The 25,848-nt window shown below is 61.5% G+C and carries 27 protein-coding genes; 15 read left to right on the forward strand and 12 right to left on the reverse strand.

Features of this window, described 5'->3' with window-relative positions:
* Nucleotide 1 precedes the first annotated feature (1 nt).
* Both KI611_RS17090 and KI611_RS17095 read right to left on the reverse strand, forming a co-directional pair.
* Entirely contained in the window at nucleotides 2–619 is a 618-nt protein-coding gene (locus KI611_RS17090; protein ID WP_226416854.1) for a hypothetical protein, read from the reverse strand.
* 180 nt (nucleotides 620–799) lie between these two features.
* Complete coding sequence (locus KI611_RS17095; protein WP_226416855.1) at nucleotides 800–1,288, reverse strand: hypothetical protein; 489 nt, start codon at nucleotides 1,286–1,288, stop codon at nucleotides 800–802.
* A gap of 322 nt (nucleotides 1,289–1,610) precedes the next feature.
* On the opposite strand from KI611_RS17095, the gene hpaI reads away from it, so the two are divergent.
* From hpaI to KI611_RS17115, 4 genes are all read left to right on the forward strand, one after another.
* Nucleotides 1,611–2,411, forward strand: a complete 801-nt coding sequence (gene hpaI / locus KI611_RS17100) for a 4-hydroxy-2-oxoheptanedioate aldolase (protein WP_226416856.1) — start codon at nucleotides 1,611–1,613, stop codon at nucleotides 2,409–2,411.
* A 68-nt stretch (nucleotides 2,412–2,479) separates the two neighbouring features.
* Nucleotides 2,480–3,415, forward strand: a complete 936-nt coding sequence (locus KI611_RS17105) for a catechol 2,3-dioxygenase (RefSeq protein WP_226416857.1) — start codon at nucleotides 2,480–2,482, stop codon at nucleotides 3,413–3,415.
* A gap of 65 nt (nucleotides 3,416–3,480) precedes the next feature.
* A complete protein-coding gene (locus tag KI611_RS17110; RefSeq protein WP_226416858.1) occupies nucleotides 3,481–4,245 on the forward strand; it encodes an SDR family NAD(P)-dependent oxidoreductase in 765 nt (254 codons plus the stop codon).
* 15 nt (nucleotides 4,246–4,260) lie between these two features.
* Nucleotides 4,261–4,689: a tautomerase family protein gene (locus tag KI611_RS17115; RefSeq protein ID WP_226416859.1), complete on the forward strand. Its 429-nt coding sequence runs from the start codon at nucleotides 4,261–4,263 to the stop codon at nucleotides 4,687–4,689.
* A 3-nt stretch (nucleotides 4,690–4,692) separates the two neighbouring features.
* Here KI611_RS17115 and KI611_RS17120 read toward each other — a convergent pair whose 3' ends face one another.
* Nucleotides 4,693–5,604, reverse strand: coding sequence for a LysR family transcriptional regulator (locus KI611_RS17120; RefSeq protein ID WP_226416860.1), 912 nt, complete (start codon nucleotides 5,602–5,604; stop codon nucleotides 4,693–4,695).
* A 129-nt stretch (nucleotides 5,605–5,733) separates the two neighbouring features.
* Here KI611_RS17120 and KI611_RS17125 point away from each other — a divergent pair, with 129 nt between their 5' ends.
* The 5 genes from KI611_RS17125 (at nucleotide 5,734) to KI611_RS17145 (ending at nucleotide 11,799) form a co-directional block, all read left to right on the forward strand.
* Nucleotides 5,734–6,021: a putative quinol monooxygenase gene (locus KI611_RS17125; protein WP_226416861.1), complete on the forward strand. Its 288-nt coding sequence runs from the start codon at nucleotides 5,734–5,736 to the stop codon at nucleotides 6,019–6,021.
* 54 nt (nucleotides 6,022–6,075) lie between these two features.
* Nucleotides 6,076–6,729 (forward strand): oxygen-insensitive NAD(P)H nitroreductase, encoded by a 654-nt coding sequence (gene nfsB / locus KI611_RS17130; protein ID WP_226416862.1) that lies wholly within the window; start codon nucleotides 6,076–6,078, stop codon nucleotides 6,727–6,729.
* 118 nt (nucleotides 6,730–6,847) lie between these two features.
* Complete coding sequence (locus KI611_RS17135) at nucleotides 6,848–7,423, forward strand: DNA-3-methyladenine glycosylase I (protein ID WP_226416863.1); 576 nt, start codon at nucleotides 6,848–6,850, stop codon at nucleotides 7,421–7,423.
* Between the two features lie 138 nt (nucleotides 7,424–7,561).
* On the forward strand, nucleotides 7,562–8,737 hold the full coding sequence (locus KI611_RS17140) for an efflux RND transporter periplasmic adaptor subunit (RefSeq protein ID WP_226416864.1): 1,176 nt from the start codon (nucleotides 7,562–7,564) through the stop codon (nucleotides 8,735–8,737).
* Nucleotides 8,734–11,799, forward strand: coding sequence for an efflux RND transporter permease subunit (locus tag KI611_RS17145; RefSeq protein WP_226416865.1), 3,066 nt, complete (start codon nucleotides 8,734–8,736; stop codon nucleotides 11,797–11,799). Before KI611_RS17140 ends, KI611_RS17145 begins: the two co-directional genes overlap by 4 nt.
* Before the next feature lie 69 nt (nucleotides 11,800–11,868).
* Here the strand turns inward: KI611_RS17145 and KI611_RS17150 are convergent, their stop codons facing one another.
* The 6 genes from KI611_RS17150 to KI611_RS17175 all read right to left on the reverse strand — a co-directional run bounded on the left by KI611_RS17150 (nucleotide 11,869) and on the right by KI611_RS17175 (nucleotide 17,167).
* Nucleotides 11,869–12,183 carry an antibiotic biosynthesis monooxygenase family protein gene (locus KI611_RS17150; RefSeq protein ID WP_226416866.1) on the reverse strand — a complete coding sequence of 105 codons (315 nt, stop codon included), beginning with the start codon at nucleotides 12,181–12,183 and terminating at the stop codon, nucleotides 11,869–11,871.
* A gap of 146 nt (nucleotides 12,184–12,329) precedes the next feature.
* Nucleotides 12,330–13,076, reverse strand: coding sequence for a hypothetical protein (locus tag KI611_RS17155; RefSeq protein ID WP_226416867.1), 747 nt, complete (start codon nucleotides 13,074–13,076; stop codon nucleotides 12,330–12,332).
* A gap of 192 nt (nucleotides 13,077–13,268) precedes the next feature.
* Nucleotides 13,269–13,859, reverse strand: coding sequence for an antibiotic biosynthesis monooxygenase (locus KI611_RS17160; RefSeq protein WP_226416868.1), 591 nt, complete (start codon nucleotides 13,857–13,859; stop codon nucleotides 13,269–13,271).
* Between the two features lie 20 nt (nucleotides 13,860–13,879).
* A complete protein-coding gene (locus KI611_RS17165; RefSeq protein WP_226416869.1) occupies nucleotides 13,880–15,712 on the reverse strand; it encodes an amidohydrolase in 1,833 nt (610 codons plus the stop codon).
* A gap of 36 nt (nucleotides 15,713–15,748) precedes the next feature.
* The gene (locus tag KI611_RS17170) at nucleotides 15,749–16,456 is read right to left on the reverse strand and encodes a pirin family protein (protein ID WP_226416870.1); all 708 of its coding nucleotides are present in this window, start codon (nucleotides 16,454–16,456) and stop codon (nucleotides 15,749–15,751) included.
* A gap of 57 nt (nucleotides 16,457–16,513) precedes the next feature.
* Nucleotides 16,514–17,167 carry a hydrolase gene (locus KI611_RS17175; RefSeq protein WP_226416871.1) on the reverse strand — a complete coding sequence of 218 codons (654 nt, stop codon included), beginning with the start codon at nucleotides 17,165–17,167 and terminating at the stop codon, nucleotides 16,514–16,516.
* Between the two features lie 109 nt (nucleotides 17,168–17,276).
* Between KI611_RS17175 and KI611_RS17180 the strand changes: the two genes are divergently transcribed.
* The 6 genes from KI611_RS17180 (at nucleotide 17,277) to KI611_RS17205 (ending at nucleotide 22,233) form a co-directional block, all read left to right on the forward strand.
* On the forward strand, nucleotides 17,277–17,639 hold the full coding sequence (locus KI611_RS17180; protein ID WP_226416872.1) for a winged helix-turn-helix transcriptional regulator: 363 nt from the start codon (nucleotides 17,277–17,279) through the stop codon (nucleotides 17,637–17,639).
* A gap of 104 nt (nucleotides 17,640–17,743) precedes the next feature.
* Nucleotides 17,744–18,322, forward strand: coding sequence for a TMEM175 family protein (locus KI611_RS17185; protein ID WP_264180074.1), 579 nt, complete (start codon nucleotides 17,744–17,746; stop codon nucleotides 18,320–18,322).
* 60 nt (nucleotides 18,323–18,382) lie between these two features.
* On the forward strand, nucleotides 18,383–18,745 hold the full coding sequence (locus tag KI611_RS17190) for an SDR family NAD(P)-dependent oxidoreductase (protein ID WP_226416874.1): 363 nt from the start codon (nucleotides 18,383–18,385) through the stop codon (nucleotides 18,743–18,745).
* Nucleotides 18,746–18,838: 93 nt separating this feature from the next.
* Nucleotides 18,839–19,681, forward strand: coding sequence for an AAA family ATPase (locus KI611_RS17195; RefSeq protein WP_226416875.1), 843 nt, complete (start codon nucleotides 18,839–18,841; stop codon nucleotides 19,679–19,681).
* Nucleotides 19,682–20,854 carry a vWA domain-containing protein gene (locus tag KI611_RS17200; RefSeq protein WP_226416876.1) on the forward strand — a complete coding sequence of 391 codons (1,173 nt, stop codon included), beginning with the start codon at nucleotides 19,682–19,684 and terminating at the stop codon, nucleotides 20,852–20,854. It begins immediately after the preceding gene.
* A 92-nt stretch (nucleotides 20,855–20,946) separates the two neighbouring features.
* Nucleotides 20,947–22,233: a hemolysin family protein gene (locus KI611_RS17205; protein WP_226416877.1), complete on the forward strand. Its 1,287-nt coding sequence runs from the start codon at nucleotides 20,947–20,949 to the stop codon at nucleotides 22,231–22,233.
* Nucleotides 22,234–22,263: 30 nt separating this feature from the next.
* On the opposite strand, the gene KI611_RS17210 is transcribed toward KI611_RS17205, so the two are convergent.
* From KI611_RS17210 to KI611_RS17220, 3 genes are all read right to left on the reverse strand, one after another.
* Entirely contained in the window at nucleotides 22,264–22,806 is a 543-nt protein-coding gene (locus KI611_RS17210; protein WP_226416878.1) for an NUDIX domain-containing protein, read from the reverse strand.
* Between the two features lie 66 nt (nucleotides 22,807–22,872).
* Complete coding sequence (gene nuoN / locus KI611_RS17215; protein WP_226416879.1) at nucleotides 22,873–24,351, reverse strand: NADH-quinone oxidoreductase subunit NuoN; 1,479 nt, start codon at nucleotides 24,349–24,351, stop codon at nucleotides 22,873–22,875.
* A 12-nt stretch (nucleotides 24,352–24,363) separates the two neighbouring features.
* Nucleotides 24,364–25,848 carry an NADH-quinone oxidoreductase subunit M gene (locus KI611_RS17220; RefSeq protein WP_226416880.1) on the reverse strand — a complete coding sequence of 495 codons (1,485 nt, stop codon included), beginning with the start codon at nucleotides 25,846–25,848 and terminating at the stop codon, nucleotides 24,364–24,366.

Genomic DNA, 25,848 nt, shown 5'->3' on the forward strand with positions numbered 1-25,848 from the left:
TTTATGCTTCATTTGGTGGCCCTCTCTTGGGAACGGGATCGACTGGTTCGATTGCCTTGGCTTCTCTGTTGAACGCAAGTAGCAACGTGCGGCCGACAACCCTTGACGCATTAAGGCTCTCGACCATGGGCGCGTCTAGCGAGTTCGCATGGAAGGAAGCCAAGAACTCCAAGAACGCGGCAATAGTCTCTTCGTATTCCCCTTCTGAAACGTCGGCATGGACGAGAAGCTTGAACGTGATGCCGGACTCCGCTTCGGCGACGATTGAGAAGACAAGAGAATATGGTTGCTCCTTAGATATCTTTCCGGCGGAACCAAACAACGTGATCTGGGGCGCAGACGACCCGAATAGCTTGGCTTGAAGTTTCTTCAATCCAGCCTTCAGTAGGCTGTAATGATCTTTCCCCATTTCCTTCAGAAAGCCGTCGAAATACGACTTACCTATGTAAACGATAACTGCCGTGGGAAGAAGCCACTCCAGGGCGGCAAACGCACCACCATCTTCGCGTGACTGAATCTGAAGATTCAACTTCTCAGAGGAAACGGATTCGGCAAAGCCCGCAAAAAGCTCAGCAGGGATAGATTTGAGGTGAATGACAGCTATGTCAGCTTGGCGCATGGCGTGTACCTATGAGGCATAACGTAGAGGCGACAAAGGGGTTGGAGTGAATTGAAAATCCAAATCACTCTGACCCCTTTGGGTTTGGTTGCTTCCGAACAGCCCGCTTGAGTCAGTCATTTGAATCAATCACTTGGGAGGTGTTTCTTGAGAGCCAAAAAACACAAAGAACGACACTGATCATTCGGTCTTCTGCTTTTCGAGGACGATGCGGTGACGTATTGGTTTTTTATCGTGCGAATGATAGAGAGTTGCGTACAACCACCCATCATGTGCCCAAGTTTCCAACTCTGCATTCTGTTCAATCATGCCACTCCATTCGACGCCGGGCTTTAACTCGAATGGCACTCGTTGAGTTGTGCTTGGGGTAGCAATCCAACCACTAGCGGAGGCTTTCTTGCGCAGCATCGCTTTCCACCAAGAATCGTAGTAAGCCAAGGCAAGGTGCGTAATTGTTGTTGGTCGATCACCTCGATTTGTGACTACAACCACAATAAGCGTCTTTCCCTCGTATTCTGGAAAGTTATACGCCTCCATTCCTGTCATGAGCCTCATTGAAAGTTGCGGCCCTGATGTTCGCCATTTATAAACATCCCATCCGATGGCAATGGTTGACAGGACTGCGCCCCAAATCGCAAGGAAACCGGTGAGATCGATGGTGATTTGCATAGTTGCTAACAGTTATTCACGCACAAAAACGTCCGGGTCATTGCCAACAATACGGACACCATTGAATCGCTCTTAAGCTTTTGAATGACATGGAGATTATCCGATGCGCGTCTCCTTATCAATCAACAATCATACGGACAGAGACCGTGGCGGGTACGAAGCGGTTTCCAGAAGGATTGCCACTAGCCGATTCCCGGCAATACCTTTCCCGTATCACCCACCCATTTCAATGGTATTGGACGGTATCCCCCGCCTCACGTTTAATTGACCTGAACCCCGGTGCTGCCGCTTGGTGGGCCGATCTTTCTTCAGGTGAATTGCGATGCAAATACCGTTCAACCAGTTCAAGGCCGCCTTGCGGGCCGGGCGCAATCAGTTCGGGTTGTGGCTCGGGCTGGGCGAGACGTTCAGTGCCGAGATATGTGCCGGCGCCGGTTTCGACTGGTTGTTGATCGATGCCGAACATGGCCCGAACGATCTGCGCAGCATCCTCGCGCAGTTGCAGGCCATTGCCCCCTATGCCTCGCAGGCGGTGGTCCGGCCACCGCAGGGCGACCATGTGCTGATCAAGCAGTTGCTCGAAACCGGCGTCCAGACGCTGCTCATCCCGATGGTCGAATCCGCCGCCCAGGCGCGCGGGCTGGTCGAGGCCATGCGCTATCCGCCGGCCGGCATTCGCGGCGTCGGCAGCGCGCTGGCCCGCGCCTCGCGCTGGGGGCGCATCGAAAATTACGCCCAGCTGGCCAATGAACAGATGTGCCTGCTGGTCCAGGTCGAGACGCGGGCCGGCTACGAACAGCTGGACGCAATCCTCGCGGTCGATGGCGTCGACGGCGTGTTTTTCGGCTCGGCCGACCTGGCCGCTTCCTACGGCTATCTCGGCCAGTCGACGCATCCGGAAATCGTCGCCGCCATCGAGCACGGCCTGCAGCGCGTCCGGGCTGCCGGCCTGGCCGGTGGCGTGCTGTGCAGCGACAAGACACTGAACGACCGCTACATGCAGGCCGGCGCCCGTTTTGTCGCGGTCGGCGTCGATGCGCTGCTGCTGACGGCGGCCACTACGGCGCTGTGCCGCATTTACAAGCCGGACGCGACAGCGACCGGCGTTCCCGGTTCTTATTGAGCCAAGCGTTTCAAATCACCGACAAGCCATCGACGAATGGCCAATTTCAATAACCAAAGGAGTAGACAATGGCAATGACAGGAGTTTTGCGGCCCGGACACGGTGCCATCCGGGTGCTCGATCTCGAGGCGGCGGTGCACCACTACCGCGACATCATGGGTCTGGTGGAAACCGGGCGCGATGCGCAGGGTCGCGTTTATCTGAAATGCTGGGACGAGCGCGACCACAACAGCGTCGTGCTGCGCCAGGCCGAGCGGGCCGGCCTCGATTTCTTCGGCTTCAAGGTGCGCGACAAGGCGACGCTGGACAAAATGGAGGCCGACCTGCGCGCCTACGGCCTGGCCACCGAACGCATCCCGGCCGGCGAAATGCTGGCGACCGGCGAACGCGTCCGCTTCGAGATTCCCTCCGGCCACCTGATCGAGCTCTACGCCGAAAAGCAGGCGGTCGGCAACGGCCTGCAGATGCTTAATCCGGCGCCGTGGACCAAGGCTTCGGAAAACGGCATCGCCCCGGTTCGCCTCGACCACTGCCTGCTCTACGGCCCGAACATCGCCGCAGTGCAGAAGATTTTCACCGAAGTACTCGACTTCTATCTGGTCGAACGCGTGCTGACGCCGGACAACGAGAACAACGCCGCCATCTGGCTATCCTGCTCGCACAAGGTGCATGACATCGCCTTCGTCGAACACCCGGAACCCGGCAAGCTGCATCACCTCTCCTTCCTGCTCGACAGCTGGGAAGAGGTGCTGCGGGCCAGCGACATCCTGTCGATGAACCAGGTGCCCATCGACATCGGCCCGACCCGGCACGGCATAACCCGGGGCTGCACGATCTACGCCTGGGACCCGTCCGGCAACCGTTTCGAGACGTTTATGGGCGGCTACCAGCCCTACCCCGATTACGAGCCGACCACCTGGAGTTTCGACGGTCTGGGCAGCGGCGGCGGGCTGGACTACCCGCAGCGCAAGCTGCACGAAACCTTCCTCACCGTCGTGACCTGAGCGACAGCCTTCCCGCAACCCGCGCCTGCCCGGCAAGCGCGGCTGAGCATCGGAGCAAGAAACAGATGAAACCCTTTGCAGAATGCCCGGAAATCGCCGTGCTGGTCGGCGCCACGGGTGCCTTCGGCAACGCCATCGGTCGCCGCCTGTTGGCGGCCGGGCTCGGCGTCGTCGCTGTCGCTCGCTCGGCCGACAGCCTGCTGGCGCTCGCCGCCGAACAGCCCGGCGTCCGCGCCTGCGTTGCCAACATCGCCGCCGATACGGCGATTGCGGCGATCAAGGCGGCAATCGACAAGCCGGTCCGCATGGTCGTCCATGGCCCCGGCGTGGCCGTTGCCGGCGGCATCCTGACGGCGCCGACCGAATCGCTGGTCGATGCCGTCAATATCAAGGTCGGCGGCCTGTTGCGTCTGGTCCGCGCGGTGGATGAGCAACTCGGCGCCGGCTCGCGCATTGTCGCCATCGGCGGCCATTACGGCCTGGAACCGACAGCCTATGCCGCCGCAGCCGGCGTCGCCAACGCCGCCATTCTCAACGCGGTGCGCCAGCTCAGCCTGGCCTACGGCGCCCGCGGCATCACCGCCCACACCATCGCGCCCGGCCCGGCCGACACCGAACGCCTGCACCGCGTCGCCGCCAGTCGCGCCGAGCAGCGCGGCTGCGCGGTGGACGATGTGCTCGACGAATTGCGCGCCGAATCCTCGCTCGGCGCGCTGACCACCCCGGAACAGGTGGCCTGGGCCGTTGCCCTGCTGCTCGACCGGGAAGCCGATGCGATGACCGGCTCCTGCCTGATGCTCGATGCCGGCCGTCGGCGCGGCCTGCCCTGAACCAAGGAGAAACCCATGCCCGTTGCCAATATCCACGTCCTCGCCGGTCACCCGCGCCCCAGCCTGAAAAACTGGGTACGCGAGGCTTCCGCCGCCATCGCCGAGATTCTCAATGCCCCGACGGATCGCCTGGAAGTCTGGGTGACCGAGGTCGATCCCGACCTATGGGGCATTTGCGGCGTGCCGGCCAGCGAAGTGCTGCAGCAACAACCCCGCCGGAGCAGCGAAATGCCGTTCATCAAGATGGTCTTGCTCGAGGGGCGCAGCGCCGACCAGCACCATCGCCTGATCGCCGCGCTGACCGAGATCACCGCCCGGGTTCTCGATGTCGACAAGCAGCGGATCAGGATGCAGATCGATCAGGTTCATCCCGACCGCTGGGGAATCGGCGGCGTGCCGGCCAGCATTCTGCGGGCGGCCGAAATTGCCGCGCGAAAGACCTGACGATCAAAGCCCCACGTCGGCCAGCAACTGCTGGCAACGTTCGGCGACGAACTCGCTCAAGGCCCTGACCACCGGGCTGATCTGCCGGCGGTCGGCGCACAGCAGATGCAGCGGCGCCAGCTCGCCGGCGAACCCGGGGCAAAGCCGGATCAGGCGACCGGCCGCCAGGTCGGCCGCGACATCGAGCGCCGACTTGTAGGCAATGCCCTGGCCGGCAATGGCCCAGCGCCGGGCCACATCGCCATCATCTGAAATCCGGTTGCCCTTGACCTGCACCGACAACTCCTGGTCGCCGCGAAAGAAGCGCCAGCGGTCATGGACATAGTCGTCGAGCAGGAAGCACAGGCAGTTGTGGCGCACCAGGTCGGACGGGCTTTCCGGCCTGCCGTGGCGCTCGATGTAGGCCGGAGCGGCGCACAGGATGCGGCGATTGTGCGGAGCGATGGGCAGCGCGACGAGCGCCGAATCCGGCAGGTTGCCGTAGCGAAACGCCAGGTCCACCGGCTGCCGGTAGATGTCGGCCTTGCGGTCGGTGAGCAGCAGGCGGAGCGTCAGTTCCGGGTGCCGGGCCTGGAACTCGTCGAGCCAGACAAGCATGACGTTGCGCCCGAAATCGGAGGGTATCGACAGTTGCAGCACGCCACGCAGGGCGGCCGAACCGGTCAGCGCCGCTTGCCGGCCGTCGGCCAGCAGTTGCATGGCCTGACGACAATGTTCAAGGAAGATCTGCCCTTCATCGGTCAGGCGCAAGCTGCGTGTCGAGCGCAGGAAAAGCTGCACGCCGACCTCGGCCTCCAGGCGTTTCAAGGCCACGCTCGCCGCGGCCGGCGTAATGTCGAGCCGGCGCGCCGCGGCCGACAGGCTGCCGTAGTCGGCCACCAGAAGGAAAAGCTCGAAATCGCGCAAGGGGTTCATGATCGGATTCTAAGCAGCAGCGGCAGCTATTTTCAAATTTAAATTGAAAATAAATTAGCAAAACACGGGTTTTTTAATAGGTTGAATTCGGCCATCATTGGCCCATCGTCCATCCACCGGAATTTCCGCATGCCACTCAGCGTCGTCGCCACCATCACCGCCAAATCCGAATACCGGGCCGAAGTCCGCCAGGCCCTGCTCGCTATCCTTGCCCCGAGCCGCGCCGAAACCGGCTGCCTGCAATACGACCTGCACGTCGCCCAGGACAACCCCGACCGCCTGGTGATGATCGAACGCTGGCAGGACGATGCAACGCTCGTCCGCCACATGGCGACGGCGCACTTCGCCGCGCTGGGGGCGGCCATCGACGGCAAGGTTACGGGCGTCGATATCGTCCGGCTCAACCCGGTGGCCTGAGCGGCAGACCCATCCTCGAAAAATTCCGATTTCACCATGCCAGGAAACAACACCATGAACCTCTCCCATTTCGCCACGACCCGCAAGACCACCAAGGCGTTCGACCCGGCCCGCAAGATTCCGGCCGAGCTCTTCGCGCAGCTGGAAACCCTGTTGCGCTACGCCCCCTCCTCGGTCAATTCGCAACCCTGGCATTTCGTGATCGCCAGCAGCGAGGCCGGCAAGGCCCGTATCGCCAAGGCGGCTCAGGGCAGCTACGCCTACAACGAGCCGAAAATCCGGAACGCCTCGCACGTCATCGTCTTCTGCGCCCGCCAGACGCTGGACGAGAAGCATCTCCTGGCCGTTCTCGAGCAGGAAGATCAGGACGGCCGCTTCGCCACGCCGGAAGCCAAGGCCGGCCAACACAAATCGCGCAGCTTCTACGCCGACCTGCATGTCAATGAATACAAGGATGCGCAGATCTGGATGCAAAAGCAGCTCTACCTGGCCTTCGGCACCCTGCTGCTCGGTGCGGCCGCGCTGGAGATCGACGCCTGCCCGATGGAAGGCTTCGACGCCAGGATTCTCGACGAAGAACTCGGCCTGCCCGCCAAGGACTTGACCAGCGTCGTCATCGCCAGCCTCGGCTACCACAGCGACGAGGATTTCAACGCCAAGCTGCCGAAATCCCGGCTGCCGGCCGAAGCGGTCATCACCCACCTCTGATTGGCGTCAATCAAGTGTCATTCCCGCCGGCGCGGGAGTGACACTTACCGGCCAGAACCTGTAGGCTCCCTGCTGCGGCGATACGCTGCCTTCATCAACTTATCGGAGAGCTACCGCAATGGAACGCTGCCCCTGGTCCGAGGGATCTGACCTCTACCGCGCCTACCATGATCTGGAATGGGGCGTTCCGCTCTACGACGACCGCGCATTGTTTGAACTGCTGATTCTGGAAGGCGCGCAGGCCGGCCTTTCCTGGTCGACCGTGCTGAACAAGCGCGAACACTACCGGCAGGTCTTCGATGGCTTCGAACCTGAGTTGATTGCCGGCTACACGGCAGCGAAAGTTGCCGAACTATTGGCCGACCCCGGCATCATCCGCAATCGCGCCAAAGTGGCCGCGACGATACAGAACGCCCAGGCCTACCTGGCGCTTGAATCTGCCGGGCAGTCGTTCAGCGACTTTCTCTGGGCCTTCGTCGGCGGCAAGCCGCTCCAGAACCACTGGCAATCGCTGGCCGAGGTGCCGGCCAAATCGGTGCAGGCGGCTGCAATGAGCAAGGCCCTGCTGGGCGCCGGCTTCAAATTTGTCGGGCCGACCATCTGCTATGCCTTCATGCAAGCCTCGGGAATGGTCAATGACCATCTGCTGGCCTGCCCACGGCACGCCGCGGTACAACAGCTCGTCCGTCCCTGAAACGCGGCGAGTCGCCGGCGGTGATTGATTTCGCCGGCTGGCATTCGGGCCACACCACCACATTTCGTAACACCTGAGCCGGGCGTTTCCCGGCCCAAATGCTCGATAATTCGGGGCTGGCTCAATCGAGGATCGGTAATGGCGTTGGTTCCCCAGCAGCAAGTGGCAAAAGATGGCGGCAAGCGTGGCCGGATTGCCGTAGTTGTCGTGATCTTGCTGGTCGTCGGCGCAGCCTTCTGGTTCTGGCGTCTGCGCGGCGAAGCGCCGAAGCCCGCTGGGCCCGGCGTCGTGTCGGTAACGAGCACGCTGGTCGCGGTAGCCGATATCCCGGTTCGCCTGAGCGCCAAGGGCACGGTGACCGCGCTGCAGTCGGTCGACGTGCGCCCGCGCATCAACGCCACGATCAAGACCGTGCATATCAAGGAAGGGCAGTACGTCCGCCAGGGCGAGCGGCTGTTTTCGCTCGATGTGCGGACCGAGGACGCCAATCTCCGGCAAACCGAAGCGCAGCTTGCCAAGAGTCGGGCCGATCTGACCAATGCCGAGAACAACCTGCGCCGGCAACGCGAACTGCTCGAGCGCAATTACATCTCGCCATCCGCCTTCGATGTCGTGCAGAACCAGGTCGCCAGTTTGCGCGCCCAGGTCGTGGCCGATCGGGCGGCCATCGATGCCAGCCGCGTCGGGCGCGGCTACGGCGAAATCGTCGCCCCCATCGCCGGGCGCACCGGCGCCATCACAGTCTATCCGGGCAGTCTGGTTCAATCGACCGGCACCGGCCTGGTCAGCATCACCCAGATCGACCCGATCAATGTCGCTTTCACCTTGCCCGAGCGCGAATTGCCGGCGCTGCAAAAGGCGCTGGCGAGCGGCGGCCTGACGGTCAGCGCGCAACTCGAGGAAGGCGGCGAAGAGCAGCGCGAGGGGCGACTGGTCTTCGTTGATAACAGCGTCGATACCGCCAGCGGCACGATCCGCCTCAAGGCCGGTTTCGCCAATGCCGACGGCCGCCTGTGGCCGGGCATGTTCGTTACCGTCGCCCTGTCGCCGCGCATCCTCAAGGCAGCCCTGACGGTTCCGGCCCAGGCGGTGCAGACCGGCCCGGAGAAGAAGTTTCTTTATGTCATCGGCGAGGGCGGCAAGGTCGTCTCGACGCCGATCCGCGTCTTGCTGATCCAGGATGGTCAGGCGGTCGTCGAAGGCGTCGCGGCGGGCACCCGGGTCGTGCTCGAAGGCGCCCAGAACCTGCGTGCCGGCAGCCTGGTCCGCGAGGCGGGCACGACGCCGGCGCCAGGTGCGCGGAGCAAGCCGTGAATCTCTCCGAACTCTGCATCCGGCGGCCGATCATGACGGTGCTGCTGTCGGCATCGGCCGTCGTCGGCGGCATCATCGCCTATGGCAGCATCCCGATTGCCGCGCTGCCGAGCTACGACTCGCCGACCATTTCGGTCACCGCCGTGCTGCCCGGCGCCAGCCCGGAAACCATGGCCTCTTCGGTGGCAACGCCGCTCGAACGGCAGTTCTCGACGATTTCCGGCCTGGCGGTGATCAACTCGACGTCGACCCTCGGCAATACCGCGATCACGCTGGAATTCGACCAGGACCGCAGCATCGACAGCGCCTCGATCGACGTCCAGGCCGCACTGCTCCGGGCGCAGCGCTCGCTGCCGGTCGAAATGACCACGCCGCCGGCTTATCGCAAGGTCAACCCGGCCGACTCGCCGATCATCTTCCTGTCATTGACCTCGCCGTCGATGGCGCTTTCCGAGCTGAACAGCTTTGCCGACCTGCTGATTGCCCCGACCTTGTCCACGCTGCCCGGTGTGGCCCAGGTGAATATCAACGGCCAGAAGAAATTCGCCGTGCGCGTGGCGCTCAATGCCGACGCCCTGGCCGCCCGCAATCTGACGCTCGACGACATCGCCGGCGCGCTGCGCAACGCCAATGCCAATTCCCCGGTCGGCACGCTCGACGGGCCCCGCCAGACGCTGACCATCCAGGCCAATCGCCAGCTCAACAACGCAGCGGCTTTTGCCAAGCTGATCGTCAGCACCTCGCCGGACGGCCGTCCGGTCCGCCTGGCCGACATCGCCGAAGTCGAAGACAGCGTCGAATCGGTGAAGACCGCCAGTTGGGCCAATGGCGAACGCGCCATCACGCTGTCGGTGATGCGCCAGCCGGGCGCCAACACGGTGAGCACGGTCGATGCCATTCGCGCAGCGATGCCCGGCTTGCTCGCCCAGATGCCTGGATCGATCGAACTCAAGTTGCGTAACGACCGCTCGCAGTCGATTCGCGATTCGATCCACGATGTCCAGATCACCTTGGCGGTTACCGTTGCGCTGGTCGTGCTGGTGATCTTCCTGTTTCTGCGCAAGGCCAGTGCGACGCTGATTCCGGCGCTGTCGCTGCCGATTTCGCTGCTCGGCACGGTGGCCTTGATGCGGGCATTCGGCTTCAGCCTCGACAACATCTCGCTGCTCGCCATCACGCTGGCCGTCGGCCTGGTGGTCGATGACGCCATCGTCATGCTGGAGAACATCGTCCGCCATATCGAGAAGGGCGAACCGCCTTTGCAGGCGGCGCTGGCCGGCTCGCGCGAGATGAGCTTCACCATCATCTCGATTTCGCTGTCGCTGGTTGCCGTGTTCATTCCGATCTTCTTCATGCCCGGCGTCATCGGCCTGCTCTTCCACGAATTTGCCGCCGTCGTCGGCATCGCGGTGATGGTCTCGGCGGTCGTCTCACTGACCTTGATCCCGATGCTGGCCAGCCGCTACGTCAAGCACGAAGCGGCCGAAGGCCGCGGCATGCGCTGGACGGCGTGGTTCGAGCGGGGCTTCGAGCGGCTACTGGCCTTTTACGAAGGCGCCCTCGACTGGTCGCTGCGCCACAACCGCACGGTGCTGGCCCTGGCCCTCGCCACCCTGGTTGCCACCTGGGCGCTGTTCGCCCTGCTACCCAAGGGCTTTTTCCCGAACGAGGACATCGGCCAGGCGCTGATTACCGTCGAAGCCGTCGAGGACATTTCCTTCCCGGCGATGACCGAACTGCTGCAGCGGACCGGCGAAGTGATCCGCGCCAATCCGGCGGTCGACACCTTGATCGTCAATGCCAGCGACAGCAACAGCGGCCGCCTGTTCATGAGCCTGAAGCCGCGCAGCGAGCGGCCGCATATCGACAAGGTGGTCGAGAGCCTGCGCAAGGAAATGAAGGCGATCCCGGGCGCCACCGTGTTCATCAACCCGATCCAGAATCTGCGCCTGGGCGGGCGACCGAGCAAGAGCCGCTACCAGTACGTCATGCGCAGCGTGCGCGCCGAGGACCTGCGGCTCGCCGCCGACGGCCTGTCGGCCAGGTTGCGCGACGATCCGCTGTTTCGCGACGTGACCACCGACGCCCAGCTCAAGGGCTTGCAGGCCCGGCTCAACATCGACCGCGACAAGGCCAATCTGCTCGGCCTGCAGATTGCCGACATCCGCACCGCCCTCTACAGCGCCTTCGGCGAGCGTCAGGTGTCGACAATCTACACCTCCAGCGACAGCTACCAGGTGATCATGCAGTTGAGCGCGCCCGATCGTGCCGACGAAAGCGCCTTCGGCAAGATCTTCATCCGGGCCAAAGGCGGCGCCCTGGTGCCGCTCTCCAGCGTGGCCACGGTCGAACGCGAGGTCGGCCCGATTTCGATCAATCACTCCGGCCAGCTCGAAGCCCTGACGCTAAGCTTCAATCTGGCGCCGGGCGCGGCGCTCGGCGATGCCAGCAAGCAGATCGAGCGCTACAAGCAGGAGCTCAACTTCCCGGCCAGCATCCTCACCAGCTATGGCGGCGACGCGGCCGCCTTCCAGTCCTCGCAAGCCAGCCAGATCGTGCTGATCGTCGCCGCACTGCTGGTCATCTACGTACTGCTCGGCGTACTCTACGAGAGTTACATCCACCCGCTGACCATCCTCGCCGGCCTGCCCTCGGCCGCCGTCGGCGCCCTGGTGATGCTCTGGCTGTTCAACATGGAGATGTCGATCATCGCGATGATCGGCATCCTGATGCTGATCGGTATCGTCAAGAAGAACGCCATCATGATGATCGACTTCGCCCTCGACGCCCAGCGCAATCACGGCATGGCGGCGCGTGAGGCCATTCGCACCGCCTGCCTGTTGCGCTTCCGGCCGATCATGATGACCACCTCGGCCGCCCTGATGGGCGCCATGCCGATCGCCCTCGGCCTGGGGGCCGGCGCCGAACTGCGCCAGCCGCTCGGGCTGTCGGTCGTCGGCGGGCTGCTGTTCTCGCAGCTGATCACGCTGATCATCACGCCGGTCATCTATCTGGCACTCGATCGCTATTCCGGCCAGGGGCCGCTCAAGCTTGAGGACTAAATATTTTTAGGAAGCATGCTGGGATACGCGCAGGTGCGAACTCGGTAGATTGGAATATTGGCCAACAAATCAGAAACCATAGTCGCGCTCGACCCGACAGACCCGGACACGAAATGCGCGATACCAGTCCTTTGCTCGGCCTTGGGCGTGGCGATGACTGATGTTTTCCTTCCAGGCAGTTATCGCCTCCTGGCTCGCCCAATATGAAACTGAAATTCCGATTTCTTGCCTCGCGCTTTCGAAGCCAAGGAAGCCAGGCTGCCCGGAGGCAAGCTCCAACATTTGTTTTGCCGTTTCACCGTAGCCGTTGTCACCGTCAGCACGGATGGATGTAAAGATAACGGCAAAATATGGTGGTTGTGGGGTTTGTACGGGGGAAACCATCTGCGCTCCTTTTACGGCCCGAGGTTCAAAACAACCGGCCTGCACGGCTTTTCGCACAGGGTCCGTGGAATAAGAGGCTGGGCGTCACGACGAGAAAGTCATCTGGATACCCAATACTCCTGGTCGGGGAATACGGCGCGGCAGTGCTAGGCCTCGGCCAGTTGTGGGACGCAGACATAGGACGGGTGAGCCTCAGCTTCAGCCCTGAATGAGGAATGTGGTGGAAGTGGTTGCCATGTATCTCGGAACGCCAGATTAAGCATAGTGGTAAGGCCTACGTATGTAAGGATGGTGTCAAACCCATCCGACGCCAAAGATGTTGCGTACCGCCACGCCCATATTTTCCAGGAGTCCTGGCCGCCAGCTTTGGCGGGAAGGCGAATAGCTCTGATCTTTAGATAGGCCATCCAGTCCATATGAATGCCACCAGCCAACTTGCGCTCGCGTTCTCGGTCATTTAACAGCCGCTCGAAGCCTGCGCCATACGACGCGTTAATATTTCGTTCTACCAGTGCGAGACGCACGAAGTAGTGGTTGCTACCTTCATTGAAGCGAGAAGATGGCTGTAGATGATCCACTTGTAGCGACTTTGGAATACTGATTTCACGAAGACCATATTGTTGTTCAAGGAATCGAATAAATGCTCGGCGATACCCTCGGTAGTTGGCACGAACCCATAACTCAGGCACCGAGCCAGGCTTTTGTACGACCAAGGCCGACTTGGGTTGCACACCGCCCAGATGCGAAATTGACCAACCGTAGATCTTGGAATGCTGCGCAAGGCGGGCGGATGTTGTCGCAATCAAACAGGTTGTTGCTTCATCGCGAAAATCTCCGAGCACTCCAGACTGCTGAAGTGCAAGAAATTGGCTGATAGAACTCGGCGTAGTCACGTGGTTACCTGAGAGGCCCAACGCTATGAAGGAGTATTCATGCCCGCATCGTGCCGTGAACCATATGGAATAACAAGGCTCCAAGCGGAAGGTGAATTCACGAGGTGCTACGAAACATTGGGCACCAAGGACGCGCTACAGGGAGCTGGCACAATCGGTCAATCGCCGTTCCCGCCGGCTGTGCAACAAGCTTCACGACTCGAATAGCCAGCGAGAAACAAGGCGCACGTAACGCGGCATGATCAGAAAGACAACCAACGCGACGATGGTTGCGGCGACGATGCCATGGCTTATCCCCCATGCCCCCAAGACCGGCACGGCTGCGAACACTGGTGTGAAAAGCGGGGGAATCAGCATGGTCAGTGGCCAGATTACCGAGGTGGTAATCAGCCACTGCTTCCACGGCGCCGGCTTTTTCTGCGCCGGGAATGGTGGCGTGAACCAGAACTCGATGCCGGGCTGGATGCGAAACTGGTCGTCACGCTCGAAGGCATCGGCTATCTCGGCCAGCAGGTTGCGGCGGTCGGCCGAACTAGTCCAGCGCTCGGCATCGACGCCGCTGGCAAAGCGAATCAGGATCGAATATTCGTTGTTGCCGGCTGGCGGGCGGATGATATGCACGCCCTGGTGCCCGGGATATTCGGCGGCCTTGGCGGCGATAGTGCGCAACCATTGCTCGTAACGGGCGATGGCGTCGGGCCGAACGCGTTGCTGGATCAGCAGGGTAACGCTGGTGTCCGGTGCTGCGCCGCGCCCGGGCATTGCGGTTTGTTCGTTGCTCATGGTTTGCCTTCCGAGCCCGTTCAAAATGCCCAGCACATGCAGCCGCCGAGCCCGTCATGCTGATGCAGAGGCCCGTGCCGATGGGCCTGGCATGGCGGCGCTGACGCCAAGGCGTTGGCGTGATGCGGCATGAGCGGGGCGCCGTAGCCACCGAAACGGGCGACTGGCGACCACTCCGGCAAAACCGGCAAAGCCGGCGGATCGAGTCGCTGGAATTCCTGCGTGGCGTAAACCGGCTTGCCACCGACGATGGTCAAAACCGATTCCAGCGCCTTGATTTCGCTTTCCGGGACGCTGAAGTAGTCGGCCGTAAGCACGCAAAGATCGGCAAACTGGCCGACCGTCAGGCGCCCTTTCTTGTCCGCCTCGCCGGAGAAGCCGGCGCTGCCAACGGTATACAGGCGAAGCGCTTCTTCCCGACTCAAGCGATTGCTGGCCGGATACAGCGCGAGGCCGCCGCAGGTCCGACCGCTGACCAGCCAGTAGAGCGCAGCGAAGGGGTTGTAGCTGGCGACGCGGGTGGCATCGGTGCCGGCGCCGACGGGGATGCCCATTTCGAGCATGCGGCGGATGGGCGGCGTGCGTTGAGCCGCCTTGGCGCCATAGCGTTGGACAAAATACTCGCCCTGAAAGGCCATCCGGTGCTGCACAGCGATGCCGCCACCGAGGGCGCTGACGCGCTCGATATTGCGATCGCTGATCGTCTCGGCGTGATCGAAGAACCAGCCAAGGCGGTCGATCGGCACGTTGCGGTGCACTGTCTCCAGCACATCGAGAAAACGGCTGATCGATTCGTCATAGGTGGCGTGCAGTCGGAACGGCCAGTTGTTCGCGGCGAGCAGGCCGACAACCTCGGCGAGCTCGCCTTCCATGGTGGCCGGCAGGTCGGGACGCGGCTCGAGAAAATCCTCGAAGTCGGCAGCGGAAAAAACCAGCATCTCGCCAGCGCCGTTGTTCCGATAGAAATCGCTGCCGGCGCCGGGCGCGGTCATCTTCATCCAGCGTGCGAAATCCTGTTTCTCTTCCTTGGGTTTCTGGGTGAACAGGTTGTAGGCGATACGCACCGTCAATGCGCCTTGCCGATCCAGTTCGTCGACTACCTGATAATCGTCCGGATAGTTCTGGAAGCCGCCGCCGGCATCGATGCAACTGGTGACGCCGAGCCGGTTCAGTTCGCGCAGGAAGTGCCGGGTCGAGTTGATCTGGTGCTCGAGCGGCAGTTTCGGCCCCTTGGCCAGCGTCGCATAGAGGATCATCGCATTCGGCTTGGCGAGCAACAGCCCGGTCGGATGACCGGCCTTGTCGCGGGCGATCATGCCACCCGGTGGATCGTGGGTATCGCTGGTGTAGCCGATGGCGCGCAGCGCTGCCTGGTTGAGCATGGCCTGGCAATAGAGATGCAGGATGAAGACGGGGGTGTCCGGCGCCGCGGCGTTGAGTTCGTCGAGGGTGGGCAGGCGGCGTTCGGCAAACTGGAATTCGCTCCACCCGCCGACGACGCGGACCCATTGTCCCGGCGGCGTACGCCGGGCCTGCTCGCGAAGCATCTGCAAGGCCAGGGAGAGTGAAGGGACGCCGTCCCAGCGCAGCTCCAGGTTGTAGTTGAGGCCACCGCGGATCAGGTGCAAATGCGAGTCGTTGAGTCCGGGGATTACCGTGCGCCGACCGAGATCGACGACCTGGGTCAGCGGGCCGCGATGACCGATGATTTCGCCATCATCGCCTATCGCCTGGATCAGGCCATCGCGGATGGCCAACGCGGCAACGAAAGGCTGCTGCCGATCGTTGGTGGCGATCCGGCCATTGTGGAGAATGAGATCGGCTTGCGCCGCATCGTTGCTGATGCTCGTCATGCTGCCTCCAATGTCGGGTTTGACGGCCGTCGGACCTCAAACGGCTTGATCCAGATCGAACAACAGCACTTCCGAGGCTGCTTCGGAAGCGATCACCAGCACCTGCTCGGCCTCGATCTTGGCGGCATCGCCGGTTTCGAGTCGCACGCCATTGACGCGGACCGCGCCACGCACCACATGCAGGTAGGCGATGCGACCGGCAGCAAGCTGGTGACCTACCTGTTCGTCGGGAGCCAGCAGACTGGCATAGAGATCGGCATCGCGATGCACGGTGACGCTGCCGGCCCGCCCGTCCCGCGAGGCGACCAGACGTAGCTGGCCACGCTTGTCATCCGGCGCGAAAAATTTCTGCTCGTAGCTCGGTGCGATGCCACGGGTCGCCGGCTCGATCCAGATCTGGAGAAAGTGCACCGGCGAGCCCGATGAAGGGTTGAATTCGCTGTGCTGGACGCCGGCGCCGGCGCTCATCCGCTGCACATCGCCGGGGCGGATCACCGTCCCGTTGCCCATGCTGTCCTTGTGCGACAACTCGCCATCCAGCACATAGCTGATGATCTCCATGTCGCGGTGGCCATGCGTGCCGAACCCCTGGCCGGGCTCGACACGATCCTCGTTGATGACGCGAAGCGGCCCCCAGCCCATCTGCTGCGGATCGTAATAATCGGCAAAGGAAAAGCTGTGCTGGCTGTGCAGCCAGCCGTGGTCGGCTTGGCCGCGGTCGGAACTCTTGCGCAGGGTAATCATGGCAACCTCGACAGGTGATTTGTGGTCAGGACGTGGCGATACGATGACGCGCGGCGGTCAATGGCCTTCGCCGCCGCCAAACATCGACTTGGCGTAGATCAGGCCGAGGCCATAGCCGCCGCCATGGGCAATCGAGGTGGCAACCGTCTGGTCGTAGGTCTCGCCGCGCGCCCAGTCGCGTTGCAGCTCGAGCAAGTACTGCAGCGCCGTCATCGGCCGGACGCCGGCCTGGATCATGCGTTCCATCGCACGTTGATGGGCTTCGTCCGAGACATCGCCACAGGCATCGGCGATGACATAGACCTCGAAATCCTGATCGAGCGCCGACAGCGTCGGGCCGACGATACAGACCGATGTCCATAGGCCGGCAATCACCACCTTGGCCTTGTCGATCTGATTGACGCGCTCGGCAATCCGCGCGTCTTCCCAGGTGTTCATCGTCGTCCGGTCGATGACCTTGGCGTCGGGGAAGACCGATTTGATTTCATCGAACATCGGGCCGGAAAAGGATTTTTCCGCGACTGTAGTGAGAATGGTGGGAACCTTGAATTCGTGTGCTGCCTTGGCGACCAGCGCGGCGTTGTTGCGCAGCGTGATCGGGTCGATCGACTTGGTGGCAAAGGCCATCTGCGACTGATGATCGATCATGATCAGCAGATGATTGGTCGGGTTCAGCAGGCTTGCTCCGGGGGTCGGGGTGGCGCGAGGCATAATTTTTTCCTTTGCGAATGGAACACTCGTTGTGAGTGCGAGTCGGAAGTCTAGTTGCATGAATTTTTTTTAAAAGTAGGTTCCTCCCGGTAACTATTAGCCATCGATCATGCCCTTACGACCCAAACCCGCAACCCAACCCCCGCTACCCCACGACTGCCCACTAGAGGATGTACTCATCCTGCTGGCCGGGGCGTGGACCGTCCAGATTCTGTGGTTCCTTCGCGCCGGCCCACGCCGCTTTGGCGATTTGCGCCGCGATCTGACGCGGGTATCCACCAAGGTGCTGACCAATCGCCTGCGCGTCATGCAGCAACACGGCCTGCTTGAGCGGCAAGTCCTGCCCAGCAATCCGCCCCAGGTCGAATACTCGTTGACCCCGATGAGTCGGGAGCTGGAGGCCGTGCTCAACAGCATGGAACAGGTGGGCCGGCGACTGAAACGGCACAGCCTGCAGGAACCGGCCGCCTGAGCAGATAGCATTCGACATTCTTGGCGGGCACCAATCATCGCCGGCGCGGTCTCTGCGACAACGCGGCCGGCGAATAAAGGGAGTGGATGATGGGCAAGGGGCGTTTGGAAGCATTCAGCGATGGCGTACTGGCCATCATCATCACCATCATGGTGCTTGAGTTGAAAGTACCGCATGGCGAGGAGATCGAGGCTCTGGCTCCGTTGATTCCGGTGTTTTTAAGTTATGTCCTGAGCTTCGTCTACGTCGGCATCTACTGGAATAACCATCACCACATGCTGCATACGGCGCGTGGTGTTACCGGGCCTATCCTCTGGGCCAACCTGCACCTGTTGTTCTGGCTATCGCTGTTCCCCTTCGTCACCGGCTGGATGGGGGAGAACCACTTCGCCGCAATGCCCTCGGCTGTCTACGGCGTGGTGCTGTTCATGGCGGCACTGGCCTATCGAATGCTCCAGCGCACCATCATCGCTTCTCAGGGCGACAGTTCTTTACTGAAGATGGCCTTGGGCAGCGACTGGAAAGGGAAATCTTCCCCGACCGCCTACGCCCTCGCCGTACTCCTGGCCTTCTGGTCGCCATCGTTGGCGCAAGGCCTGTACGTACTGGTGGCACTGATCTGGCTAATTCCCGACCAGCGGATCGAGAAAGCACTGGCCGACAAGGAAGTCCAGGCCGGTTAGATGTACATGACAAAGACGAAGCGCACCTGATCGACAGGACCCCGGCATCCGTCATGGTCCTTGCCGTGCGCCTTTCCACCGTCTAAGAGTGGTGCAGCCCATACCGCCTACCCTGGCTGGAGCGTCTATTACGCAACCAAGGCCGTCCTCGACCAGCATGCCCGCGCGGTAGCGCTGGACGGCCGGGCGAACCTCAAGTTCTGCAGCGTGGCGCCGGGCGTCGTCGATACCGACATGCAGGCGGAAATCCGCGCCACCTCGGCCGAGCGTTTCCCGATGCTGGAACGCTTCCAAGCACTCAAGCGCGATGGCCACCTGGCGACGGCACAGCAGGCTGCCGGCAAACTGGTGGCGCATCTGCTCTGCGATGCTTACGGGGTCACTCCCTTGGCCGATCTGCGTGACCTTCCCGACGTTTCGTAGAAACCAAAGCGGGGCACGGGAATCAGAGATTCACTGCTGATAAGATGCAGGCTCCCACCGGTGGCCGGTGGACTTTCTCCGGGATGCGCAGCGATGAAATTTGAAGGTACGGACACTTACGTCGCCACCGGCGACCTGACGATGGCGGTCAATGCCGCGATGGTGCTGCAGCGGCCGCTGCTGATCAAGGGCGAGCCGGGCACCGGCAAGACGCTGCTCGCCGAAGAAGTGGCCAGCGCGCTCGGCATGCCGCTCTTCCAGTGGCACATCAAATCGACCACCAAGGCGCAGCAGGGGCTCTACGAATACGACGCGGTATCGCGGCTGCGCGACTCGCAGCTCGGCGATCCGCGCGTCGAGGACATCGGCCATTACATCGTGCATGGCGTGCTGTGGCAGGCCTTCGAGTGCGATCAGCCGTCGGTGGTGCTGATCGACGAAATCGACAAAGCCGACATCGAGTTTCCCAACGACCTGCTGCGCGAGCTCGACCGCATGGAGTTCCATTGCTACGAGCTGCACCGGACGATCAAGGCCAGGCATCGGCCGTTGATCATCATCACCTCGAACAATGAGAAGGAGCTGCCCGATGCCTTTCTGCGCCGCTGCTTCTTCCATTACATCAAGTTCCCGGACCGGACGACGATGCAGCGCATCGTCGGCGTGCATTTCCCGACCCTCAAGCACGAGTTGCTGAAGGAAGCGCTGGAGGTCTTCTTCGAGCTGCGTGAAGTGCCCGGCCTGAAGAAGAAACCGTCGACCAGCGAATTGATCGACTGGCTGAAACTGCTGCTGGCCGAGGACATCCCGCCCGAGGCGCTGCGTGCCAAGGAAGCGAAGGATGCCATTCCGCCGCTGCACGGCGCGCTGCTCAAGAACGAACAGGACGTGCATCTGTTCGAACGCCTGGCCTTCATGGCGCGCCGCAAGAGCTGAATGCTGGTCGATTTCTTCTTGCACCTGAAGAACCGGCAGTTGCCGGTGTCGACCAGCGAGCTGCTGGCCCTGCTCGAAGCGCTGCAAGCACGGCTGGTCAGCGGCAGCCTGGATGATTTCTACCTGTTGTCGCGGGCCATCCTGGTCAAGGACGAAGCCTTGTACGACCGCTTCGACCGGGCCTTCGGCGAATACTTTCAGGGCATCGAGGCCCTGCCCGGCTTCGATACGATGATCCCGGAAGAATGGCTGGAACTGGCGGCCCGCCGCCACCTGTCGGAAGAGGACCGGGCCCGGCTGGAGAAGCTCGGCTACGAGAAACTGTTCGAGCAACTGCAGCAGCGGCTGGCCGAGCAGAAGGAACGCCATGCCGGCGGCAGCAAGTGGATCGGCACCGGCGGCACCTCGCCGTTTGGTCATGGCGGCTACCACCCGGAAGGCGTGCGCATCGGCGGCGAGTCGGTCGGCAACCGGACGGCGATCAAGGTCTGGGAGCAGCGCGAATTCCGCAATCTCGACGATACCGTCGATCTCGGCGTCCGCAACATCAAGGTCGCCTTGCGCCGGCTGCGCCGCTTCGCGCGCAAAGGCGCCGCCACCGAACTCGATCTCGACGGCACCATCGCCGGCACCGCCCGCAACGGCGGCTGGCTCGACCTGCAGTTGCGCCCCGAGCGCCACAACGCCATCAAGGTCCTGCTCTTCCTCGACATCGGCGGCTCGATGGATGACCACATCGCCGCCTGCGAGGAGCTGTTCTCGGCCGCCCGCAGCGAGTTCAAGCACCTGGAACATTTCTATTTCCACAACTGCGTCTATGAAGGCGTATGGAAAGACAACCGGCGGCGCCATGATGAAAGACTGTCGACCTGGGATGTCATTCACACCTACGGCCCCGACTACAAACTGATTTTCGTCGGCGATGCCAGCATGAGCCCTTACGAAATTTCCTACCCCGGCGGCAGCGTCGAGCACTGGAACGAGGAGGCCGGCGCGCTCTGGCTGGAACGCCTGCTCGCCACCTGGGCCCACGCCGCCTGGCTCAATCCCCTGCCGGAAGCCGACTGGAGCTACACGCCGTCGATACAGATGATTCAGCAATTGATCGGCAAACGGATGTTTCCACTGACCATCGACGGCCTGGAACAGGCCATGCGCAGCCTGTCGAGGTAGAACGGGCGCCTCCGTTGCCGGTAGAATGAGATGAGCGAGGCGCAGCCCGGCAATGGCTCCGCCCCGCCCCGATCGACGGAAGGAAAGCCCGTATGGAAATCTGGATTCTGGTCGCACTGATCCTCAGTTGCGGTGTGCTGGCCATGGCTGAAATGGCCGTCGGCGCCAGCCGCATTTCCCATCTCGCCATGCGCGCCGAACAGGGTTCGACGGCAGCCGCGGCGGTACTCGGGTTTCGCCAGCATGCCAGCCGTCTGCTGGCCACCACGCAGCTCGGCATCACCGCTCTTGCCATGCTCTCCGGGGTCTATGGCGAAGCGCTCTGGGTGCCCCGCCTGCAGGCCTCGATTGGCGAGATCCTGCCGGTCGCCGATAGCTTGGCCTACGCGATTGCGCTGGGTTTGGTCGTCACCGTGATCACTTTCTTTTCCATCGTCTTCGGCGAAGTAATCCCGAAGCGCCTGGCCCTGGCCCATCCGGAAGCCCTTGCCGAGTCGCTGGCCGGCCTGATCACCTTGTTGCTCAAGCTCGCCCACCCGCTGGTCATCGTGGTTTCCAAAACGGCCGACGGGGTACTCCAGCTGTTTCCCTTCAAAGGCAGCGCCGAGGCCACCGCCTCCGACGAAATCCGTTTCCTGATCGAAGCCGGGCGCAAGGAAGGCAATCTCGACCGGACCGAGAGCGAAATTCTCGGCAACGTCTTTCGCCTGGATAACCGCTGCGTCGCCGGCATCATGACCCCGGCGGCTGACATCGCCTGCCTCGACCTCAGCTTGCCGCGCGAAGAGAACCTGAAAGTACTGCAACAACGCCCGGTGTCGCGTTTTCTGCTGTGCAAGGGCGGGATATCGAACGCCCTGGGTTTTGTCAAAAGCCGGGAATTGCTGCAGGAACTGCTGAACGGCAACAATCTCGATTTTGGCAAGCTGTCGCCGATGCCGCCGCACTATGTTCCCGGGACGCTGTCGCTGATCGGCCTGCTCGAGTTCTTCAAGGAAAAGCAGACCCGATCGGCGCTGGTCGCCAACGAATTCGGCGTTACCGAAGGGCTGGTGACCCTCTCCGACCTGATGGGCACGGTGGTCGGCGATGTTCTTTCCGGCGCGGTCGAGACGCCTCTGGCGCTTCAGCGAACCGATGGCAGCTGGTTACTCGACGGCTTGCTGGCCATCGACGAGATGAAGGTGCTGCTCGGCATCAAGGAGTTGCCGGAAGAGGATCTCGGCAACTACCACACGGTCGGCGGCTTCATCATCGTTCACCTCGGGCGGATTCCCAAGAAAACCGAATCGTTCGATTGGGCCGGCTGGCATTTCGAGATCATGGATATGGAGAAGAACCGGGTGGACGAGGTGCTCGCCACCCGCAGTATTGCTTGATCAGCACCGCCCCGGCGCGTTCGCCCAGAATCAAGGCCGGGCGAGCCAGAACAAGGCGGTGACCGTCTTCGCATCGGTAATCTGGCCGCTCCACACCGCCTGTCTGGCTGCTTCCGGCGACAGTTCGACCACTTCGAGAAATTCATTGTGATCGAGTTGCTTTTCGCCAGCCAGATGCAGGCCGCGGGCACTGAATATCTCGATCCGTTCGTCGGAATAACCGATGCACGGGTGCATTACCCCGAGATACTCCCATTCGCTGGCCGTGTAGCCCGTCTCTTCAAGCAATTCGCGGCGCGCCGTATCGATGATCGCCTCGCCTGGATCGATTTTCCCGGCCGGCAACTCAAGGAAAACCCGACGTAGCGGGTAGCGAAACTGCCGTTCGAAAAGCAGGTTGCCATTTTCCAGGAAGGCCAACACCACCACAGCGCCGGGATGCACGATGTATTCGCGGATCGACTCCTTGCCATTGGGCAACAGAACCTGATCCTTGCGCACCTCGAGCAGGGCACCCTTGAAAACCGTGGTGCTGGAAATCTCCGATTCAATCAGGTGGGCGTCGTGCGACATATCAATCTCCGAAAAGCAAAACGCCCCGGCCAGCGGGGCGTTTACAAACGATGGTTCAGCCTTGCATCAGAGCGAACGCAGCAGCGCGTAGGCACACAGCGACATGATGACCTGCGGGAAGATGCCGAGGAAGGCGACCGCCAGGCCGTTGACCGAAATCAGGATGCGCATGTCCAAACCAGCGGTCAGCGGCGTTTCGTCGACCGGCGCGTCGAAGTACATCAGCTTGACGACGCGCAGGTAGTAGAAGGCGCCGATCAGCGAGAAGAAGACGGCGACGATGGCCAGCCACATGTAACCGGCGGCGACCACGGCCTGCAGCACCGAGAACTTGGCGAAGAAACCGATGAAGAACGGCACCCCGGCCATCGAGAACATCAGCATCAGCATGATGCCGGCAAACCACGGGCTGCGCTTGTTCAGACCACGGAAATCATCGAGGTTGTCGGCTTCGAAACCGGCCTTGGCCATCAGCAGGATCATGCCGAAGGTACCCATGCTCATCAGCACATAGGCGATCACGTAGAACATCGCCGAACTGTAGGCATTGAGGGCATAGCGCGCGTCGCCACTGACCACGCCGGTGGTGATGCCGAGCAGCATGAAGCCCATGTGGGAAATCGCCGAATACGCGAGCATCCGCTTCAGGTTGGTCTGGGCGATGGCCGCCAGATTACCGATGGCCATCGACAACACCGACAGGATGATCAGCATGGCCTGCCAGTCGGCCGCCATGGTGATCAGGCCATTGACCAGCAAACGCATGACGATGGCGAAAGCCGCCAGCTTCGGGGCCGAGCCGATCAGCAGCGTCACAGAAGTCGGCGCACCGTGGTAGACGTCGGGAATCCACATGTGGAACGGCACCACGCCGAGCTTGAAGGCCAGACCGGAAACCAGGAAGACCAGACCGAAAACCAGCACGGTCTTGTTAACCCCGCCGCCATACAGACGTTCGGCGATGGCGGTAATTTCCAGCGTGCCGGTCGCCCCGTAGATCATCGACATGCCGTACAGCAGCAGGCCGGAGGCCAAGGCGCCAAGAACAAAATACTTCATGGCCGCCTCGGTCGAGGCCACCGAGTCACGGTTCATTGCCACCATCGCATAGAGCGACAGCGAAAGAAGTTCGAGACCGATGTAGATCGTCAGGAAGTGGTTGGCCGAAATCATGACCATCATGCCGAGCGTGGCAAGCAGCGTCAGCACGTAGTACTCGCCCTTGTTCATCGACTCGCGGTCAATGACGTAGGTCCGGGAGTAGAACAGCACGATCACCACGGTCATGTAGAGGAACAGCTTCAACAGATCCGCCATCAAATCGTCCACGAACATGTTGCTGAACGTATAGACGATTTCGCCGGTACTGGTCCCGAACTGAATGGCGGCACAGCCAATCAGGGTCAGTTGAGTCAGCGCAAACGTAACGGTGCGCCGACTGTCCTTGACCAGGAGATCAATCATCAGAATGGCCAGGGCCATCGCTGCCAGAAACATTTCCGGAGCGGCGGGCAGGAGATCAGGGACAACGAAATTCTCGAACATGTCGGCTACCGTTTATTGAATCTTGCTGATGGCAACGTGACGCAGCAGGTCGTTGACCGAGGCGTGCATAACTTCAGTGAATGGTTGCGGGTACAGACCCATCCACAGGGTACAGATGGCCAGCACGCCAAGAATGGCGAACTCGCGCTTGTTGATGTCGGTCAGTTCCGCCACGTGGTCGTTGGCCACATCGCCGAAAATCACGCGCTTGTACATCCAGAGCGTATAAGCCGCACCGATGATCAGCGACGTCGCGGCGGCGAAGGCCACCCAGAAGTTGAACTTGACGGCACCGAGAATAATCATGAACTCGCCGACGAAGCCGGAGGTGGCCGGCAAACCGGCGTTGGCCATGGAAAACAGCATGAACAGCGCGGCGAACTTCGGCATGGTATTGACCACGCCGCCGTAATCGGCGATCTGCCGGCTGTGGAGACGGTCGTACATGACGCCGATACAGAAGAACATCGCGCCGGAGACGAAGCCGTGGGAGACCATCTGAACCAGGGCGCCTTCGATGCCCATCGAGCTGAACATGAAGAAGCCCAGGGTCACGAAGCCCATGTGAGCGATCGAGGAATAGGCCACCAGCTTTTTCATGTCTTCCTGAACCAGCGCGACGAAGCCGATATAGACAACGGCAATCAGCGACAGCGCAACGACCAGACCGGACAATTCATGCGAGGCATCCGGAGCGATCGGCAGCGAAAACCGCAGGAAACCGTAGGCACCGAGCTTCAGAGCGATGGCTGCCAGCACGATCGAGCCGCCGGTCGGCGCTTCGACGTGGGCATCCGGCAACCAGGTATGGACCGGCCACATCGGCACCTTGACCGCGAAAGCAATCAGGAAGGCAAGGAAAAGCCAGATCTGCGGTCCCAGTTCGATCGGCAGCTTGTGCCATTCAAGAATCGAGAAGCTGCCGCCGGAATGGATGAACAGATACATCAGCGACAGCAGCAGCAGCAGCGAACCGAACAGCGTGTAGAGGAAGAACTTGAATGCGGCATAAACCCGGTTCGGGCCGCCCCATACACCGATGATCAGATAGAGCGGAATCAGCGAGGCTTCGAAGAAAACATAGAACAGGACACCATCAACCGAGGCAAAAATACCGTTCATCAGGCCGGACATGATCAGGAATGCCGCGTTGTACTGGGCAACCTTCTGCTTGATGACTTCCCAGCCGGCCGCAACGACGATGATGGTGATGAAGGCGTTGAGCAGGACGAAGAGCATCGAGATGCCATCGACGCCGAGGTGGTAATTGATGTTGAAGCGGGGAATCCAGCTCTTCAATTCGACGAACTGCATGCCGCCATTGGCGACGTCGAAGCTGGTCCACAACGGGATGGTGACGAGAAAACTGACAATCGCACCAAACAGGGCAAGCATCCTTGCCAATGGTGCATTCCGGTCAGATCCGGTGGCGAGCACCGCCAGACCGGCGACGATCGGAATCCAGATGGCGAAAGATAGCAGCGGGTAAGTCGACAT

The organism is Dechloromonas denitrificans (assembly GCF_020510685.1).
GTDB classification, from domain to species: Bacteria; Pseudomonadota; Gammaproteobacteria; order Burkholderiales; family Rhodocyclaceae; genus Azonexus; species Azonexus denitrificans_A.

Excerpts from the sequence above, each read along its gene's own strand:
- KI611_RS17180 (WP_226416872.1), top strand. The coding sequence starts at position 17,277 with ATGCCCTTACGACCCAAACCCGCAACCCAACCCCCGCTACCCCACGAC.
- KI611_RS17105 (WP_226416857.1), top strand. The coding sequence starts at position 2,480 with ATGGCAATGACAGGAGTTTTGCGGCCCGGACACGGTGCCATCCGGGTG.
- KI611_RS17140 (WP_226416864.1), top strand. The coding sequence starts at position 7,562 with ATGGCGTTGGTTCCCCAGCAGCAAGTGGCAAAAGATGGCGGCAAGCGT.
- KI611_RS17120 (WP_226416860.1), bottom strand. The coding sequence starts at position 5,604 with ATGAACCCCTTGCGCGATTTCGAGCTTTTCCTTCTGGTGGCCGACTAC.
- KI611_RS17125 (WP_226416861.1), top strand. The coding sequence starts at position 5,734 with ATGCCACTCAGCGTCGTCGCCACCATCACCGCCAAATCCGAATACCGG.
- hpaI (WP_226416856.1), top strand. The coding sequence starts at position 1,611 with ATGCAAATACCGTTCAACCAGTTCAAGGCCGCCTTGCGGGCCGGGCGC.
- KI611_RS17165 (WP_226416869.1), bottom strand. The coding sequence starts at position 15,712 with ATGACGAGCATCAGCAACGATGCGGCGCAAGCCGATCTCATTCTCCAC.
- KI611_RS17110 (WP_226416858.1), top strand. The coding sequence starts at position 3,481 with ATGAAACCCTTTGCAGAATGCCCGGAAATCGCCGTGCTGGTCGGCGCC.
- nfsB (WP_226416862.1), top strand. The coding sequence starts at position 6,076 with ATGAACCTCTCCCATTTCGCCACGACCCGCAAGACCACCAAGGCGTTC.
- KI611_RS17150 (WP_226416866.1), bottom strand. The coding sequence starts at position 12,183 with ATGGTTTCCCCCGTACAAACCCCACAACCACCATATTTTGCCGTTATC.
- KI611_RS17170 (WP_226416870.1), bottom strand. The coding sequence starts at position 16,456 with ATGATTACCCTGCGCAAGAGTTCCGACCGCGGCCAAGCCGACCACGGC.
- KI611_RS17210 (WP_226416878.1), bottom strand. The coding sequence starts at position 22,806 with ATGTCGCACGACGCCCACCTGATTGAATCGGAGATTTCCAGCACCACG.
- KI611_RS17095 (WP_226416855.1), bottom strand. The coding sequence starts at position 1,288 with ATGCAAATCACCATCGATCTCACCGGTTTCCTTGCGATTTGGGGCGCA.
- KI611_RS17115 (WP_226416859.1), top strand. The coding sequence starts at position 4,261 with ATGCCCGTTGCCAATATCCACGTCCTCGCCGGTCACCCGCGCCCCAGC.
- KI611_RS17220 (WP_226416880.1), bottom strand. The coding sequence starts at position 25,848 with ATGTCGACTTACCCGCTGCTATCTTTCGCCATCTGGATTCCGATCGTC.
- nuoN (WP_226416879.1), bottom strand. The coding sequence starts at position 24,351 with ATGTTCGAGAATTTCGTTGTCCCTGATCTCCTGCCCGCCGCTCCGGAA.
- KI611_RS17135 (WP_226416863.1), top strand. The coding sequence starts at position 6,848 with ATGGAACGCTGCCCCTGGTCCGAGGGATCTGACCTCTACCGCGCCTAC.
- KI611_RS17160 (WP_226416868.1), bottom strand. The coding sequence starts at position 13,859 with ATGAGCAACGAACAAACCGCAATGCCCGGGCGCGGCGCAGCACCGGAC.
- KI611_RS17090 (WP_226416854.1), bottom strand. The coding sequence starts at position 619 with ATGCGCCAAGCTGACATAGCTGTCATTCACCTCAAATCTATCCCTGCT.
- KI611_RS17195 (WP_226416875.1), top strand. The coding sequence starts at position 18,839 with ATGAAATTTGAAGGTACGGACACTTACGTCGCCACCGGCGACCTGACG.
- KI611_RS17175 (WP_226416871.1), bottom strand. The coding sequence starts at position 17,167 with ATGCCTCGCGCCACCCCGACCCCCGGAGCAAGCCTGCTGAACCCGACC.
- KI611_RS17200 (WP_226416876.1), top strand. The coding sequence starts at position 19,682 with ATGCTGGTCGATTTCTTCTTGCACCTGAAGAACCGGCAGTTGCCGGTG.
- KI611_RS17205 (WP_226416877.1), top strand. The coding sequence starts at position 20,947 with ATGGAAATCTGGATTCTGGTCGCACTGATCCTCAGTTGCGGTGTGCTG.